This is a genomic window from Marivivens donghaensis, from assembly GCF_030410045.1.
Classification (GTDB): Bacteria; Pseudomonadota; Alphaproteobacteria; order Rhodobacterales; family Rhodobacteraceae; genus Marivivens; species Marivivens donghaensis.
The window spans coordinates 160,380-175,240 of sequence record NZ_JAUFRA010000002.1 but is presented as its reverse complement, the minus strand read 5'-3'; the positions used below and the strand labels follow the sequence as shown (position 1 = coordinate 175,240).

Below are 14,861 nucleotides of genomic sequence, written 5' to 3'. Positions count from 1 at the left end.
CGCCGTTTTGCTTTTAGGGTTCCCAGAATGACTGTTCACATCGGCGCTAAGAAGGGCGATATTGCCCCCACAGTATTAATGCCTGGCGATCCCTATCGCGCTAAATGGGCTGCCGAGACATTCCTCGAGAACCCTCGCTGCATTAACGAAGTGCGCGGCATGCTCGGATACACAGGGACGTGGAACGGCAACCCCGTTACTATCCATGGTTCGGGCATGGGGATGCCGTCGCTGTCGATTTACGCGAATGAATTAATTCGCGATTACGATGCACAGACGCTCATTCGGATCGGATCAGCAGGTGGCATGCAAGACCACGTCAAAGTGCGCGACGTTGTATTGGCGATGACCGCTAGCACCATTGGCACGCCGTCCTCTTCGATTTTCCGTGAATTGAATTACGCGCCCTGCGCTGATTTCGGCCTGTTATCTGCCGCCGAAAAAGCAGCAGCAGAATTAGACATTACTCATCACGTTGGCGGCATTTTTTCGTCCGATACATTTTACGAAGATCGGTCCGATCTGACGGAACAATTAATGCGCCACGGAACGTTGGCAGTCGAAATGGAAGCGGCAGAACTTTATATTCTGGCTGCGCGTTACAAACGTCGTGCGCTGGCTGTTCTGACGATCTCGGACCATCTGGTCACACACGAGGCCCTCCCCAGCGACCAACGTGAACGTAGCTTTGGCGATATGGTAGAGATTGCACTTCGCGCTGCTTTCACATCCTGACCGGCGCGATAATTACCCTGTTCATGATGGACGCTAACACGCACCTGCGCTAAGACGCTGTCGAAGCTGAAAGAGGTGTTACATGTCAGGCCACGGCAATCCTATTCCAATGATTTCCCGCAAGTGCGGACCGCTCAAGGGCGTGGCGAATGTGCCTGGCGACAAATCAATCTCGCATCGGTCACTCATTCTTGGCGCATTGTCGGTTGGTAAAACCGAAATTACGGGCCTGCTGCTTGGTGAGGACGTGCTTGATACAGCCAAAGCGATGCGTGCCTTTGGCGCGACCGTCGTTGACCATGGCGAGGGCAACTGGAGCGTCGAGGGCGTAGGCGTAGGCGGGTTCAAAGAACCTGAAAACGTCATCGACTGCGGCAACTCTGGCACTGGCGTGCGCCTGATCATGGGCTGCATGGCGACCTCTCCGATCACCGCAACATTTACTGGCGATGCATCCCTGAACTCTCGCCCGATGGGGCGCGTCACAGATCCGCTGGCGCTCTTTGGTGCGAAATCTTACGGACGCAAAGGTGGCCGCCTACCGCTCACCATCGTTGGCGCAGAAAACCCCGTGCCCGTGACATACGCGACGCCTGTCCCGTCCGCTCAGGTGAAATCGGCTGTTTTGCTGGCTGGTTTGAATGCCCCGGGCAAGACTATCGTTATCGAAAAAGAAGCCACTCGCGATCACACTGAACGGATGCTGGTTGGTTTTGGCGCAGAACTGACGGTCGAAACGACCGAAGAAGGGCGCGTTATCACGCTGACTGGTCAGCCTGAACTGAAGGCTCAAAAGATTGTCGTCCCTCGTGACCCATCGTCGGCTGCATTCCCTGTCTGCGCGGCGATCATCACCGAAGGCTCTGACGTGCTCGTCCCGAATATCGGCTTGAACGACACCCGCGCTGGTTTGTTCACAACTCTGCGCGAAATGGGCGCCGATCTGGAATACGAGAACCTGCGCGAAGAAGGCGGCGAACCCGTTGCCGACCTGCGTGCAAAATACTCACCGAACCTCAAAGGGATCGAAGTTCCGCCTGCTCGCGCTGCCTCGATGATCGACGAATACCCTGTTCTGTCCGTTGTCGCGTCCTTCGCGGAAGGCGACACCGTGATGAAGGGCGTAAAAGAACTGCGCGTCAAAGAATCCGATCGCATTGATGCGATGGCCAAAGGTCTACGCGCTGCTGGCGTCGAAGTTGACGAAGGTGACGATTGGTGGATCGTCAAAGGTCGCGGCTTTGGCAACGTTGAGGGCGGCGTGACGGTTGAATCGCGCCTCGATCACCGCATCGCGATGTCGTTCATGGTGATGGGCATGGCGACGAACAAACCGATGTCGGTTGATGACGGCTCGCCGATTGCGACCTCTTTCCCGATCTTTGAACCTCTCATGGCGGACTTGGGCGCAGCGATCGAACGGTCCAATTCGTAATGAGCGAAAAGCCACAACGGAACTGGCGGACCATTATTGTGACAGGCATTCTGATCGCATTTGGTGCTGTCCGCTTGTTCGAGATGTGGGTGCAAGGGGGCGCACGGCTCCCTTAAGTAAGAGGCGAACATGACTTTCACTGTAGCCATCGATGGCCCAGCCGCTGCAGGCAAAGGGACGATTTCCAAAGCCGTCGCTGCGAAATTCGGCTTTGCACATCTTGATACCGGATTGCTCTACAGAGCCGTGGGCGCGAAAGCTGCGGATGGCGTTGATCCTATTACTGCGGCCCAAACGCTGAATAACGATGACCTGAACCGCGATGATCTGCGGTCGTTGGCGGCTGGGCAAGCCGCATCCAAGGTCGCAGTTATACCAGAAGTCCGCGCCGCTTTGGTAGATTTTCAACGTCGCTTTGCCTCGCAAGACGGCGGTGCGGTCCTCGATGGTCGCGATATTGGGACGGTCATTTGCCCTGACGCTGATGTAAAACTCTTTGTCACTGCGAGCGCCGAAGTTCGCGCCCACCGTCGGTGGCTGGAGGTCGGTGGCGACGAGGCACAGGTATTGGCCGAGGTACGGGAACGCGATGACCGCGATATGAATCGCGCCGATGCGCCGCTGAAACCTGCCGACGATGCCCTTCTGATCGACACAAGTGATCTGTCGATTGAAGACGCTATTGCCGCCGCCGTGAATGCGATCAACGCCGCACGTTAAGCTGCGTTTTTCCGATCATACTCTGCACGGGCACGGTCAATCTCTGCCAAGTGCGCAACAGCCCATTCGCCCATCACACCGATCGTTTCTGCAAAAGACCGGCCCAAATCGGTCAATTCATATTCGACTGTAGGCGGCACCGTTGCATAGGCCGTACGGTTCACGAGCCCGTCACGCTCTAGCTCTCGCAAAGTCAGGGAAAGCATGCGCTGAGTGATACCCAGGTGTCGCTTTAACTCATTGAAACGCATGACCTGACGCCCTTTGAGAGCGATCATGACGAGGATGCTCCATCTGTCACCGATCCGGGACAAAACACTATTGATTTTCTCGCATTGAAGCGGGCAGTGGCCGACGTCCTTCATAGTTCCCTCTTTGATACTGAGTATCCGAAATGTGCCTTCTTGAAGGCCATATTGGTCACAAATATATACCGAGTATCGAATTTATACCACCCTCCTCGAAAGGTAATCGGATGTTCTACGAAAAACTCGACTGGCGCTACGCAACCAAAGCTATGGATGCGTCCAAGGTTGTTCCCGCCGAAAAAATCGAACGCATTGTTGATGCGGCCCGCCGCGCGCCGACATCGTCTGGCCTGCAGCCGTTCCAACTGATCCTCGTGACCAACGATGATGTGCGCGCAAAGCTGTCTGCAGCCGCATACGGTCAAAAGCAGATCACTGATGGAACCGCAGTTCTCGTATTTGCCGCGTGGGAAAACTACACCGACGAAAACATCAGCAGTGTTGTTGACCTTCACGCAGAAATTCGCGGCGAAGAAACCCGTGAGGCGCTAAATGGCTACTATGACAACCTCAAAGGCATGTATTTGGCTCGCGATGCTCAGACCAACTTTGAACATGCGGCACGTCAGGCCTACATCGCACTCGGTTTTGCCTTGATGGCAGCTGCCGAAGAAGGCGTAGATACGACACCGATGGAGGGCTTTGACCCTGCGCAATTCGACGAAATTCTCGGCCTCAAAGAAAAGGGCCTGAAGTCCGTCGTCACCCTCGCAATCGGCTACCGCGATGAGCCGAACGACTGGCTCGCACCGCAGAAAAAAGTTCGCCGTTCGCGCGACAGCATCGTCACCGATGTGAAGTAAGCTGCTCCTGACGGGGCAAGGTTGGATTCCGTCCTTGCCCTGTTGGGGTTTCTGCGGTAAACGCGCCCCTGTCTAAAGCAGGGGTTACACCTGTGGACGCAGGATCAGGCAGGGTCGGACATTCCGGCCCTCTTTGTTTTGCGTTTACCGACGCCAATCAAAAGACCGGCGGATCCAACCGCTAGGCCAGAAAAACCGTGAAAAGGATTAACGCCAGATGGCTAACGTATCGATGGAGGAATTCGAAGCCCTCCTACAAGAAAGCTTCGAAATTGACACCCCGGCTGAAGGTTCGGTTGTCAAAGGTAAGGTTATCGCGATTGAAGCCGGTCAGGCTATCATCGACGTCGGCTACAAAATGGAAGGCCGCGTAGACCTCAAAGAATTCGCAAACCCGGGTGAAGCTCCCTCGATCGCTGTTGGCGACGAAGTGGAAGTGTTCCTGCGCGCGGCTGAAAACGCCCGTGGCGAAGCTGTCATTTCCCGCGAAATGGCTCGCCGCGAAGAAGCATGGGATCGTCTGGAAAAAGCATACGCTGCAGAAGAGCGCGTCGAAGGCGCAATCTTTGGCCGCGTCAAAGGTGGCTTCACTGTTGATCTGGGCGGCGCTGTTGCGTTCCTTCCGGGTTCGCAGGTTGACGTACGTCCCGTACGCGACGCTGGCCCGCTGATGGGTCTTAAGCAGCCGTTCCAAATCCTGAAAATGGACCGCCGTCGTGGCAACATCGTTGTTTCGCGTCGTGCGATCCTCGAAGAGTCGCGCGCTGAACAGCGTGCTGAAGTCATCGGCAACCTCACCGAAGGTCAGGCTGTTGAAGGCGTGGTCAAGAACATCACCGAATACGGTGCCTTCGTTGATCTGGGCGGCGTTGACGGCCTGCTGCACGTCACCGACATGGCATGGCGCCGTGTTAACCACCCGTCGGAAATCCTGTCGATCGGCGAGACCATCAACGTTCAGGTCATCAAGATCAACAAAGACACCCACCGTATCTCTCTGGGCATGAAACAGCTTCAGGACGATCCGTGGGATGCAGTTGAAACTCGCTACCCGCTGGAATCGGTACACACTGGCCGCGTAACCAACATCACCGACTACGGTGCATTTGTTGAGCTCGAAGCTGGCGTTGAAGGTCTGGTTCACGTTTCCGAAATGTCCTGGACCAAGAAAAACGTCCACCCGGGCAAAATCGTTTCGACCTCGCAAGAAGTCGAAGTCATGGTTCTCGAAATCGACTCGTCCAAGCGTCGCGTTTCGCTCGGCCTCAAGCAGACCCAGCGCAACCCATGGGAAGTCTTTGCTGAGACCCACCCAGAAGGCACACAGGTTGAAGGTGAAGTTAAGAACATCACCGAATTCGGTCTGTTCATCGGCCTGCCTGGCGACATCGACGGCATGGTTCACCTCTCCGACCTGTCGTGGGACGACCGTGGCGAAGACGCGATCCAGAACTACCACAAGAACGACGTTGTTAAGGCTGTCGTTACCGAAGTCGACGTTGAGAAAGAGCGCATCTCGCTCTCGATCAAAGCAATGGAAGGCGACCCGTTCGCTGAAGCCATTGGCGGCGTAAAGCGTGGTTCGGTGATCACCGTTAACGTAACCGCAATCGAAGATGGCGGCATCGAGGTTGAGTACGAAGGCATGAAGTCGTTCATCCGTCGTTCCGACCTGTCGCGTGACCGTGCCGAACAGCGTCCTGAGCGTTTCGGCGTAGGCGATAAAGTCGACGTTCGCGTGACCAACGTAGACAGCAAGACCCGCAAACTGGGTCTGTCGATCAAAGCACGTGAAATCGCAGAAGAGAAAGAAGCAGTAGAACAGTACGGTTCGTCCGCTTCTGGCGCTTCGCTCGGCGATATCCTCGGTGCAGCTCTGAAAGGTTCGGACGAATAAGTCCCCTTTTGAGTGAAAGAATGTACCCCGCTGTCGTAAGACAGCGGGGTTTTTCTTTGGCGAATCGCTGCGTCAGTGCTGCGATGCAGCGTTTGTGCCCAAACTGGAAGTCGCTGCCGAAATTCCTCAATCACCAGCCAAAGGCCCGAAATTGATGCAATTTTCGCGATTTACACCCTATGACGGCTATTCCCCGATGGGTTCTGTTTTCCTATAGTCGTGCAGTGAGCAGGGTGAACCTGCCGTCTGTTTCATACCCGGGGGGTCCACGCCTATGATCAGGTCAGAACTGATCCAAAAGATCGCCGACGAAAATCCTCACCTCTACCAGCGTGATGTAGAGAAGATCGTGAACACGGTCTTTGACACCATCACCGAAGCGATGGCCGCTGGTCATCGGGTGGAGCTGCGCGGTTTCGGCGCATTCTCTGTCAAGAAACGCGATGCGAGAACGGGCCGTAACCCGCGCACCGGCGAATCTGTCGACGTCGAAGAAAAGCACGTGCCGTTCTTTAAGACAGGCAAGCTGCTGCGCGATCGACTGAACGACGAATAAGAGAACCGAATGAAAACGCTTCGCTACGCCTTTTGGGGCATTGTTGCCCTTTGTCTTGTGCTTGTTGGTTTGGCAAATCGTGACATCGTGACGATCCACGCCATGCCGAACTTGCTCGCTGACTTCATCGGCGTAGCGCCGACCGTTCAGGTCCCTCTGTTCATTGCCATTTTCCTAGGCGTCGGTGTTGGTTTGCTCATCGGGTTTCTCTGGGAATGGCTGCGCGAACACAAAACCCGTTCCGAAGCCCGTGCACGTGGCAAAGAAGCAAAGCAGCTTCGTCGTGAATTGGACCGTCTGCGCGATGCAGATGGCGACGGCAAAGACGACGTTCTCCAACTGCTCGAACGTTCGTAATTATGCCTGATGTCCGAGTGAAAATCTGCGGGCTGCGCGATGCGGCCAGCATTCAGGTCGCCTGCGATGCTGGCGCGGCGTACCTTGGGTTCGTGTTCTTTCCAAAGAGTCCACGCAATGTCACAATCGACGAAGCAGCAGCCTTGGCCCTTGAGGTCCCGCTTGGCGTCGCAAAGGTAGCGCTCGTTGTTGATGCGAGTGATGAATTCTTGGATGAATTAATGGCCAAAGTGCCGCTCGATATGCTGCAGCTTCACGGCAAAGAAAGCCCAGAGCGCGTGACCGAAGTGCGTGAACGCTATGGCCTACCTGTTATGAAGGCTATCGGCATTTCGTCCCCAGACGATCTGTTCCAGATCGACCTTTACGCCCAAGTCGCCGACCAAATCCTCGTTGAACCGAAACAGCCCAAGGACTCTGACCGTCCGGGTGGGAATGGCGCAGCGTGGGATTGGAAAATGGTGCGGCGCAAATATTGGACCCGTCCGTGGATGCTGGCGGGCGGCTTAAATGCTGACAACGTTGCACAGGCAATCGATATGACTGGCGCGCGTCAGGTAGATGTATCGTCGGGCGTGGAATCCGCACCTGGCGTAAAAGATGCCGAAAAAATCCGCGCATTCATCGCAGCAGCACAAGCGTAACGGTTCCTCCCTTTACCCCTTAGCGCATTGGCGCTAACTGTTCTGCTGAACTTCGGGGAGGCCACGATGGCAGACGATCTATTCAACAGCTTTATGAACGGTCCGGACGAACAAGGCCGCTTTGGCAATTTCGGCGGTCGGTTCGTTGCTGAAACACTGATGCCACTGATCCTTGATCTGCAGGCTGAGTACGAAAAAGCAAAAACCGATGCGACCTTCTGGGCCGAGATGGACGATCTGTGGAAACACTACGTCGGCCGCCCATCCCCGCTGTATTTTGCCAGCCGCATGACCGAAGAGCTAGGTGGAGCAAAAATCTACCTCAAGCGTGACGAGTTGAACCACACTGGTGCACACAAAATTAACAACGTGCTTGGCCAGATCATCCTTGCACGCCGCATGGGTAAGTCGCGGATCATCGCTGAAACGGGCGCAGGCCAGCACGGCGTAGCAACGGCAACTGTTTGTGCCAAATTCGGCCTGAAGTGTGTGGTCTACATGGGTGCACATGACGTTGAACGTCAGCAGCCGAACGTGTTCCGCATGAAGCTGCTTGGTGCCGAGGTTATTCCAGTGACCTCTGGCCGTGGCACACTGAAAGATGCAATGAACGACGCGCTTAGGGATTGGGTCACCAACGTCGAAGATACCTTCTACTGCATCGGCACCGTTGCTGGCCCGCACCCCTACCCTGCCATGGTTCGCGATTTCCAATCGATCATCGGTAAAGAAGTCCGCTGGCAGTTGCCCGAACAAGAGGGTGAAGGTCGACTGCCCGATACCGTGATTGCCGCGATCGGTGGGGGATCAAACGCAATGGGTCTGTTCTACCCGTTCCTCGATGATCCATCGGTCAATATTATCGGCGTCGAAGCTGGTGGAAAAGGCGTGAACGAAAAGATGGAGCACTGTGCGTCGCTGACAGGCGGTCGTCCTGGCGTCCTGCATGGCAACCGCACCTATCTGCTCCAAGACGAAGATGGTCAAATCCTCGAAGGTTTCTCGATCTCCGCTGGCTTGGACTATCCGGGCATCGGGCCAGAACACGCGTGGCTGCATGACATCGGTCGCGCAAAATATGTGTCGATCACCGACAAAGAAGCGCTCGAAGCATTCCAGTTCTCGTGCCGAACTGAAGGCATCATCCCTGCTCTGGAACCGTCTCACGCGTTGGCTCACGTGATGAAAATCGCGCCCACTCTGCCCAAGGACCATATCATCGTGATGAACATGTGTGGTCGCGGCGACAAAGACATCTTTACCGTTGCGCGCCACCTAGGAGTCGATATGACCAGTGGCAACGAAGGTCGCAACAGCGACTAAGTGTCTGCAATACTATGATAAATCAAAGCCCCGCCATTGTGCGGGGTTTTGTTTTTCGGCGCATAAACTCTGGTTTATAGCCATACAACCTATGGATCATTAGGCTGTAATAAACTCTGCGCGGATAGATCGACGGTCATTTTTCAGGCGACGCTGTCTCCACGGATTACCGTTAATTAGGGAGAGTATTATGAAAAAGATAACCTTTGCCGCTGCGATTTTGATCGCTGCATCCACACTGACCGTCAAAGCCGATCCACTGATCGACAACATCATCTCTGCTTACCAAAATGGTGGCTTCACAGGTATTGAAATCTATAACTCGGCCAGCACTGTCAAAGTCGAAGCCTATCGAGATGGTATGAAGTACGAAGTTATTTATGACCGCGCGACAGGCGCAGAGATTTCGAGCGAAGTCAGAACTCGAACAGAACGCGATGGCGAACGTGGTGCCTCGGGTCGGGTTCGTGGAAGCGATGACGGCCCTTCGCACGATCTAAACGACGATCACGGTCGGAATGGTGGTCACCACGGCCGCGGCCATGACGACGATGATCACGATGATGACCACGACGACAGCCGTGATGATAGTGACGACGACAGCAATGACGACTCGTAACGCTTCATGCTAACATGATTGGGTTCTGGCGTGTTGTCAGAACCCCCTTCTGGTGAACAAATGAAATTCGGGACCCAATCTCTTTCGATTATGATCACAAGCGCCCTTTTGGCGTTTGGGGCGCCTGTGCATGCGCAGTCGATCCAAGACAGCATCGTTATGCAGCTGCAGGAGCAGGGCTATACGGACATCGTGGTAAATCGCACCCTTCTGGGCCGCGTTCGAGTCGTTGCGCGCAATCAAACCCATGAAAGAGAGCTGGTGTTTAACCCAACCACGGGCGAACTGCTGAGGGACTATTGGCGTGCGATAGGCGAAAGCAAACGATCCAATATGACCATCATCCCCCGCATTGCGGAGCTCGAAGAAATTGAATCCGACGACGATCACGACAGACACGGAAATGACGATGATCGCAGCGATGATGAGGACGATGATAGCTCTGACGATGATCATGATCGTGGCCGCAATCGAGGTGGCGACGATAACGACAGCAAAGACGACGAAGATAGTGGCGATGATAAGGACGACGATGATTAACGGGATAGGTTCCAATTAATGGACAAGCGGGCAGTCACAGCTGTCCTCGTGGTGCAAATCATTTGCGCCACCTTTTTCCTATGGAACATCCTGTCGTCGGTGTTTGGCGTTGCTGCATTTTCGTGGCAAGTCTCTGAATATATCGAACTCGGCGCCGCATTCGGCCTTCTGATCGGTGTCGGTTTTGGTGCGGTCATCTTGCGACGGTCCTCCGCACGCGCTCGACTGGCGGAAAATCGTCTACGCGCAGCGTCGGGTGCTTTTATGGAACTCATGCACGAACGGTTCGATGCATGGGGCCTCACCGCCGCTGAACAAGACGTCGCGTTGTTTGCCATCAAAGGGCTGAATACCGCTGAAATCGCCGCGCTTCGCAATACGTCAGAAGGCACGGTTAAAGCGCAGACGAATGCAATTTACAGGAAGGCTGGCGTTACGGGACGCCCCCAGCTTCTCAGCCTGTTTATTGACGATTTGTTAGATGAAACAGCCTTTGCTGTTACCGCTCAAGCGGCAGAGTGAGCCTCTAGGACAGCCAAAGGCACAATCTCAAGCGCCCGCATGTGAGTGGCATTGAGATTAACCAAAGGCGCACACCCCTCGTCGGCGGCTTGCAGAAAGCGTCCAGCGCAAAGGCACCATTGATCGCCAGCTTTCAGGCCTACGAAATTGAACTCGGGCCTCGGTGTCGACAGGTCATTTCCCACGTATTTCGAAAACGCGAGGAATTCCTCGGTCATGACTGCGCAAACGGTGTGGCTCCCTTGGTCCTGCTCGCATGTATTGCAGAACCCGTCGCGGAAAAATCCGGTCATCGGAGCGGTGGAGCACGGAATAAGCGGTGCACCGTATACGTTAAGAGATTGGTCCATTTGAGTCATCGGGGCCTCATCACACAGGTGAGGTCCATTTAACCCAGCGGCCATGAAAATCAACACGACCCATTTTGAACCGCAGTTCACCAGGCCAAATGCGCAACGTCAGGGCTGCGCTCCCGCTTTGACCGTCAGCTTCCATCTGGAACCATGCAAGCGGACTTTCTGCAGTCGCTGCACGACCCACAGTTTCGATAATCGACCGACCACGCTCTTGGGCATCGGCTGGCAAATACTGCCAAGCCACCGTCGAATAGACCATCGTCAGGGCGCCACACGTCGTTTGAAGACTGGCATTCAACCACTCGACGGCGTCACCCTGTTCAACGCTGACATCACACAGCCTGATTGCTGCCTCTGTGAGTGCCACGCGCTCGAACTGATCAGGCCAAATGTACGACTTGAGGCGCAACCGATCTAGCGGGTTCTGGACATCAATCGGGCTCAGGTCCACGCCACGACGATCTAATATCCGCAGCTCTGACCTCGGCGGATAGGGCCCTGTCCACTCAGGAGCCAACCGAACGGGACTATCGCCTTCGCCATACACAGTCTCTCCCAAATACAATGCGAACCTATCCCACATAAGGTTCAAGCCAGCGCTCGCACCGACTTCGAAAACGTTCATCGGGAGTTTGAACCGCTTTGTCAGCCAGTGAGAGACCGCAATGAGAACGGCAGAGCGGCGGACTTCATTTGTTTGCGGGGGACTATCGATAAACGTCGATATGAAAGGGGCTTCTTCGGTCAAAGCACGTTCTACAGCCACCCAAAGCGCATCAGGATCGGTTGCATAGTTTTCGTAGGCATCTTCCAACCCACAGCGCCCCAACATTCGAAGCGCATTCAACGCGCCCGCGAGCCGCAACGGGACTGAGTCTGCCGATGGCCCCATATCGCCCGGCCAATTAAACAAACGCGCGGTGAGCGGGGAATGAGGTGTGAGCCTCTCAGCCAGCAAGTTCAGTAAGTTCGCAGTCAACGGTGACCCAAGAGCCTCGGAGGCCTGCGCCTGTGTTAAAAGAGCCTCGGGTAAGCGACCTGTCATCTGAAACGATCCACCAACTTTTCCATCGGACTGCGGGTATCTTCCTCAACCGTCGGTTCGTTTTTAACGAGCTTTTCGGGCTTATTCTTCGACTTCGAAGCCTGAGCCGTACCTGTTCCAGAGCGAGGTGGGGCCACACGCAATGCCACGGCATTTAGGAATTTGGGGCCGTCACCCTCTGCCAGGGCACCCGCCCCGTCACTGATTCCACGCATCATATCATCGAGCCAAACCTGCTCTGCTTTCGCAAAATCCGACAGAACATAGCCAGCGACGCGATCTTTGTGCCCAGGGTGCCCGATGCCAAGTCGAACGCGGTCATAGGCTTCACCGATATGTTGGTGGATCGAACGAAGTCCGTTGTGGCCCGCATGGCCGCCGCCCGTTTTCAAACGACACTTGCTCGGCGCGAGATCGAGTTCATCGTGGAACACGACTACATCTTGGGGCGTGAGCTTGTGAAACCTCATCGCCTCGCCAACAGACTGGCCAGATAGGTTCATAAAGGTGTCCGGTTTCAACAGGATAACCTTTTCGGACCCCAGTCTACCTTCGCTCGTTTGGCCTTGGAATTTGGCGCGCCACGGCGAAAACCCGTGATCGCTCGCGATACGTTCCACGGCCATAAAGCCGATGTTGTGACGATTTTGGGCGTATTTCACACCCGGATTTCCGAGGCCGACAAATAGTTTCATATGTTATCCATACCGACAGGTCATAGCAGAGCCAACATATTTGCTATATACTTAGCGTGTCTGCCCGTGTAGACGGCCACCTTCGACCTTTTTTGAAAGCCTCCCTGATGATCCCGACTATTTCCGCCGCGCTATCCGAGCGTGGGTATACAACGCTGACCGATGTTCAGGAGGCTGTGCTAAATCCCGACTACGAGGGGAAAGACCTTCTGGTTTCCGCTCGTACTGGTTCTGGCAAAACAGTTGGCTTTGGCCTCGCTATCGCATCCGACCTTTTGGACGATGACGGCTCTGCTGGTCGCGCAGGCCTCCCTGTCGCGCTGATCGTTGCGCCGACCCGCGAACTTGCATTCCAAGTCAGCCGTGAGCTTGAATGGCTCTACGCGAAAACGGGTGCCGTGATTGCATCCGCTGTTGGTGGTATGGACCCTCGCAACGAACGTCGTGCTCTCGAACGTGGTGCGCACATCGTCGTCGGTACACCAGGCCGTATTCGCGACCACATCCAACGCAACGCGCTTGACCTCACAATGGCACGCGCTGTTGTCTTGGACGAAGCGGACGAAATGCTCGACCTCGGGTTCCGTGAGGACCTCGAGTTCATTCTGGCGGAAGCGCCCGAAGATCGCCGCACACTGATGTTCTCCGCAACCGTTCCGCCACTGATCGCGAAACTTGCAAAAGACTTCCAAAAAGACGCCCTGCGCGTCGAAGTTTCTTCAAAAGAACAACAGCATTCTGACATTTCGTATCAGGTTCTCAACTGTGCACCGCATGATGCTGAACACGCGATCATCAACGCGCTTTTGTTCCATGACCCCGATAACACCATCATCTTTGCGAACACGCGCGCAGCCGTGGCCCGTCTGACGGCCCGCCTGTCGAACCGTGGTTTCCAAGTTGTATCGCTCTCGGGCGAACTGACCCAAACCGAACGGACACACGCGCTGCAAGCGATGCGCGACGGTCGTGCAAAGGTCTGCGTTGCAACAGACGTTGCTGCACGTGGTATCGACCTTCCGGGACTTGAGTTGGTTATCCACGCTGAAACGCCGACAAACACTGAAACCCTGTTGCACCGCTCTGGCCGTACCGGTCGCGCTGGACGCAAGGGTATTTCCGCGCTGATCGCCACACCGCGTGATCGTATGAAAATCACCCGTTTGCTCAAATGGGCGAAGCTGGAAGCAGAATGGACAGAGCCGCCTAGCGCCGAGGCTGTTCAAACACGTGAAGAAGAGCGTCTGATCAACCACCCTGCATGGTCCGAAGCCATCAACGAGGATCAGGCTGCGTTCGCCAGCAAACTGCTAGAAAAATACAGCGCTGAACAAGTCGCTGCGGCTTATCTGCGCCTCTATCAAGAACGTCGCTGCCCGCCTGAAGAACTGGGTGGCGTGCCTGTTGATCGCGAGAAGAAGAAACAAGAATTTGGGCCGTCGGTTTGGTTCAAACTCTCGATCGGTCGCAACGAACGTGCGGAACCGCGCTGGCTGTTGCCGATGCTGTGCAAACAGTCTGGTCTTAACAAGAATGCGATTGGCCGTATCCGCATCAACGATACGGACACCTACGTCGAAGTTCAGGAAGAAGCTGGCAAGGCGATGGTTGTGCGCGAAGGTGCGAACCTCGAGTTGGAACAGGGCATTTCGCTGGTCGTCATGGACCAAGCACCCGAAATGGACGCACGTAAACCGCGCGGCCCACGTCCAGACCGTCCTGAGCGTCCTCCCCATCGTGGAGGCCCGTCGGACCGTCCTCGTCGCGAAGAACGTGGTGAGCGTGGTGAGCGTGGTGAGCGTGGTGAGCGTGGTGAGCGTGGTGAGCGTGGTGAGCGTTCGCCTCGTCCAGAACGTTTCGAACGTCCAGAGCGCAAGGACAAACCCGCAAAGTTTGATCGCCCCGCGCGTTTTGACAAACCCGATACTAAACCTCGCAAAGTAGAAACCAAATCCGAAGGCGAAACTGGCTCCGAGCCGCGCATCAAAACGCGCTGGAAGAAAGAAGACATGAAGCGCCGCGACGATGGCCGCGTTGATCGTCCGTCTTTTGCTAAGCCGCGTGCTCGTGCTGGCGACGACGCAGCAAAGAAGCCCGCAGGAAAACGCACATTTGGTGACAAACCAGCTGGTAAGAAATTCGGTGGCAAGCCTTCTGGCGACCGCAAGTCGTCGTTCAAGGGCGGCAATCCCAAAGGTGGTTTTAAGAAGAACCCAAAGAACTAAGAAAATAGGCCTCTCTTTTCGTGATCATATGTCTACGATCACCTCAAGAGAGGTTTTCTTGACGCGACCACGCGGCTAAAG

The 14,861-nt window shown here is 55.3% G+C and carries 17 protein-coding genes; 13 read left to right on the top strand and 4 right to left on the bottom strand.

The window, feature by feature from the left end; translation table 11 throughout:
- Nucleotides 1–27: 27 nt before the first annotated feature.
- The 3 genes from deoD to QWY83_RS02630 all read left to right on the top strand — a co-directional run bounded on the left by deoD (nt 28) and on the right by QWY83_RS02630 (nt 2,890).
- Nucleotides 28–735, top strand: a complete 708-nt coding sequence (gene deoD, locus QWY83_RS02640; RefSeq protein ID WP_249946097.1) for a purine-nucleoside phosphorylase — start codon at nt 28–30, stop codon at nt 733–735.
- An 82-nt stretch (nt 736–817) separates the two neighbouring features.
- Nucleotides 818–2,170 (top strand): 3-phosphoshikimate 1-carboxyvinyltransferase, encoded by a 1,353-nt coding sequence (gene aroA, locus QWY83_RS02635; RefSeq protein ID WP_249946098.1) that lies wholly within the window; start codon nt 818–820, stop codon nt 2,168–2,170.
- 129 nt (nt 2,171–2,299) lie between these two features.
- Nucleotides 2,300–2,890 carry a (d)CMP kinase gene (locus QWY83_RS02630; protein WP_249946099.1) on the top strand — a complete coding sequence of 197 codons (591 nt, stop codon included), beginning with the start codon at nt 2,300–2,302 and terminating at the stop codon, nt 2,888–2,890.
- Here QWY83_RS02630 and QWY83_RS02625 read toward each other — a convergent pair.
- Nucleotides 2,887–3,255, bottom strand: a complete 369-nt coding sequence (locus tag QWY83_RS02625; RefSeq protein WP_249946100.1) for a winged helix-turn-helix transcriptional regulator — start codon at nt 3,253–3,255, stop codon at nt 2,887–2,889. The genes QWY83_RS02630 and QWY83_RS02625 overlap by 4 nt on opposite strands.
- Nucleotides 3,256–3,365: 110 nt before the next feature.
- Here QWY83_RS02625 and QWY83_RS02620 point away from each other — a divergent pair, with 110 nt between their 5' ends.
- The 9 genes from QWY83_RS02620 to QWY83_RS02580 all read left to right on the top strand — a co-directional run bounded on the left by QWY83_RS02620 (nt 3,366) and on the right by QWY83_RS02580 (nt 10,459).
- The gene (locus tag QWY83_RS02620; protein ID WP_249946101.1) at nt 3,366–4,001 is read left to right on the top strand and encodes an NAD(P)H-dependent oxidoreductase; all 636 of its coding nucleotides are present in this window, start codon (nt 3,366–3,368) and stop codon (nt 3,999–4,001) included.
- Between the two features lie 217 nt (nt 4,002–4,218).
- Entirely contained in the window at nt 4,219–5,898 is a 1,680-nt protein-coding gene (gene rpsA / locus QWY83_RS02615) for a 30S ribosomal protein S1 (RefSeq protein WP_067548027.1), read from the top strand.
- Between the two features lie 274 nt (nt 5,899–6,172).
- Nucleotides 6,173–6,454, top strand: a complete 282-nt coding sequence (gene ihfB, locus QWY83_RS02610) for an integration host factor subunit beta (RefSeq protein ID WP_105234069.1) — start codon at nt 6,173–6,175, stop codon at nt 6,452–6,454.
- 9 nt (nt 6,455–6,463) lie between these two features.
- Nucleotides 6,464–6,811 carry a LapA family protein gene (locus tag QWY83_RS02605; RefSeq protein WP_067548021.1) on the top strand — a complete coding sequence of 116 codons (348 nt, stop codon included), beginning with the start codon at nt 6,464–6,466 and terminating at the stop codon, nt 6,809–6,811.
- A gap of 2 nt (nt 6,812–6,813) precedes the next feature.
- Nucleotides 6,814–7,455 carry a phosphoribosylanthranilate isomerase gene (locus QWY83_RS02600; RefSeq protein ID WP_249946102.1) on the top strand — a complete coding sequence of 214 codons (642 nt, stop codon included), beginning with the start codon at nt 6,814–6,816 and terminating at the stop codon, nt 7,453–7,455.
- Between the two features lie 66 nt (nt 7,456–7,521).
- The gene (trpB, locus tag QWY83_RS02595; protein ID WP_067548015.1) at nt 7,522–8,778 is read left to right on the top strand and encodes a tryptophan synthase subunit beta; all 1,257 of its coding nucleotides are present in this window, start codon (nt 7,522–7,524) and stop codon (nt 8,776–8,778) included.
- A gap of 190 nt (nt 8,779–8,968) precedes the next feature.
- Complete coding sequence (locus QWY83_RS02590) at nt 8,969–9,397, top strand: hypothetical protein (protein ID WP_105234067.1); 429 nt, start codon at nt 8,969–8,971, stop codon at nt 9,395–9,397.
- A 60-nt stretch (nt 9,398–9,457) separates the two neighbouring features.
- Nucleotides 9,458–9,937: a hypothetical protein gene (locus QWY83_RS02585; protein ID WP_249946103.1), complete on the top strand. Its 480-nt coding sequence runs from the start codon at nt 9,458–9,460 to the stop codon at nt 9,935–9,937.
- Nucleotides 9,938–9,955: 18 nt separating this feature from the next.
- Nucleotides 9,956–10,459, top strand: coding sequence for a helix-turn-helix transcriptional regulator (locus tag QWY83_RS02580; RefSeq protein ID WP_249946104.1), 504 nt, complete (start codon nt 9,956–9,958; stop codon nt 10,457–10,459).
- Here the strand turns inward: QWY83_RS02580 and QWY83_RS02575 are convergent.
- From QWY83_RS02575 to pth, 3 genes are read right to left on the bottom strand one after another with little or no spacing between them, the layout of a single operon-like run.
- Nucleotides 10,444–10,818 carry a DUF2237 family protein gene (locus QWY83_RS02575; protein WP_249946105.1) on the bottom strand — a complete coding sequence of 125 codons (375 nt, stop codon included), beginning with the start codon at nt 10,816–10,818 and terminating at the stop codon, nt 10,444–10,446. The two genes, QWY83_RS02580 and QWY83_RS02575, sit on opposite strands and share 16 nt — an antisense overlap.
- A 10-nt stretch (nt 10,819–10,828) precedes the next feature.
- Nucleotides 10,829–11,860, bottom strand: a complete 1,032-nt coding sequence (locus QWY83_RS02570; protein ID WP_249946106.1) for a DUF2332 domain-containing protein — start codon at nt 11,858–11,860, stop codon at nt 10,829–10,831.
- On the bottom strand, nt 11,857–12,555 hold the full coding sequence (gene pth, locus QWY83_RS02565) for an aminoacyl-tRNA hydrolase (RefSeq protein ID WP_249946107.1): 699 nt from the start codon (nt 12,553–12,555) through the stop codon (nt 11,857–11,859). The genes QWY83_RS02570 and pth overlap by 4 nt, the downstream gene beginning before the upstream one ends.
- Nucleotides 12,556–12,662: 107 nt before the next feature.
- Between pth and QWY83_RS02560 the strand changes: the two genes are divergently transcribed.
- On the top strand, nt 12,663–14,780 hold the full coding sequence (locus tag QWY83_RS02560) for a DEAD/DEAH box helicase (protein WP_249946108.1): 2,118 nt from the start codon (nt 12,663–12,665) through the stop codon (nt 14,778–14,780).
- Nucleotides 14,781–14,861: the final 81 nt, after the last annotated feature.

Bases quoted from the DNA above. Each gene is read 5' to 3' on its own strand.
- deoD (WP_249946097.1), top strand. From the start codon at position 28: ATGACTGTTCACATCGGCGCTAAGAAGGGCGATATTGCCCCCACAGTA.
- aroA (WP_249946098.1), top strand. From the start codon at position 818: ATGTCAGGCCACGGCAATCCTATTCCAATGATTTCCCGCAAGTGCGGA.
- QWY83_RS02630 (WP_249946099.1), top strand. From the start codon at position 2,300: ATGACTTTCACTGTAGCCATCGATGGCCCAGCCGCTGCAGGCAAAGGG.
- QWY83_RS02625 (WP_249946100.1), bottom strand. From the start codon at position 3,255: ATGAAGGACGTCGGCCACTGCCCGCTTCAATGCGAGAAAATCAATAGT.
- QWY83_RS02620 (WP_249946101.1), top strand. From the start codon at position 3,366: ATGTTCTACGAAAAACTCGACTGGCGCTACGCAACCAAAGCTATGGAT.
- rpsA (WP_067548027.1), top strand. From the start codon at position 4,219: ATGGCTAACGTATCGATGGAGGAATTCGAAGCCCTCCTACAAGAAAGC.
- ihfB (WP_105234069.1), top strand. From the start codon at position 6,173: ATGATCAGGTCAGAACTGATCCAAAAGATCGCCGACGAAAATCCTCAC.
- QWY83_RS02605 (WP_067548021.1), top strand. From the start codon at position 6,464: ATGAAAACGCTTCGCTACGCCTTTTGGGGCATTGTTGCCCTTTGTCTT.
- QWY83_RS02600 (WP_249946102.1), top strand. From the start codon at position 6,814: ATGCCTGATGTCCGAGTGAAAATCTGCGGGCTGCGCGATGCGGCCAGC.
- trpB (WP_067548015.1), top strand. From the start codon at position 7,522: ATGGCAGACGATCTATTCAACAGCTTTATGAACGGTCCGGACGAACAA.
- QWY83_RS02590 (WP_105234067.1), top strand. From the start codon at position 8,969: ATGAAAAAGATAACCTTTGCCGCTGCGATTTTGATCGCTGCATCCACA.
- QWY83_RS02585 (WP_249946103.1), top strand. From the start codon at position 9,458: ATGAAATTCGGGACCCAATCTCTTTCGATTATGATCACAAGCGCCCTT.
- QWY83_RS02580 (WP_249946104.1), top strand. From the start codon at position 9,956: ATGGACAAGCGGGCAGTCACAGCTGTCCTCGTGGTGCAAATCATTTGC.
- QWY83_RS02575 (WP_249946105.1), bottom strand. From the start codon at position 10,818: ATGACTCAAATGGACCAATCTCTTAACGTATACGGTGCACCGCTTATT.
- QWY83_RS02570 (WP_249946106.1), bottom strand. From the start codon at position 11,860: ATGACAGGTCGCTTACCCGAGGCTCTTTTAACACAGGCGCAGGCCTCC.
- pth (WP_249946107.1), bottom strand. From the start codon at position 12,555: ATGAAACTATTTGTCGGCCTCGGAAATCCGGGTGTGAAATACGCCCAA.
- QWY83_RS02560 (WP_249946108.1), top strand. From the start codon at position 12,663: ATGATCCCGACTATTTCCGCCGCGCTATCCGAGCGTGGGTATACAACG.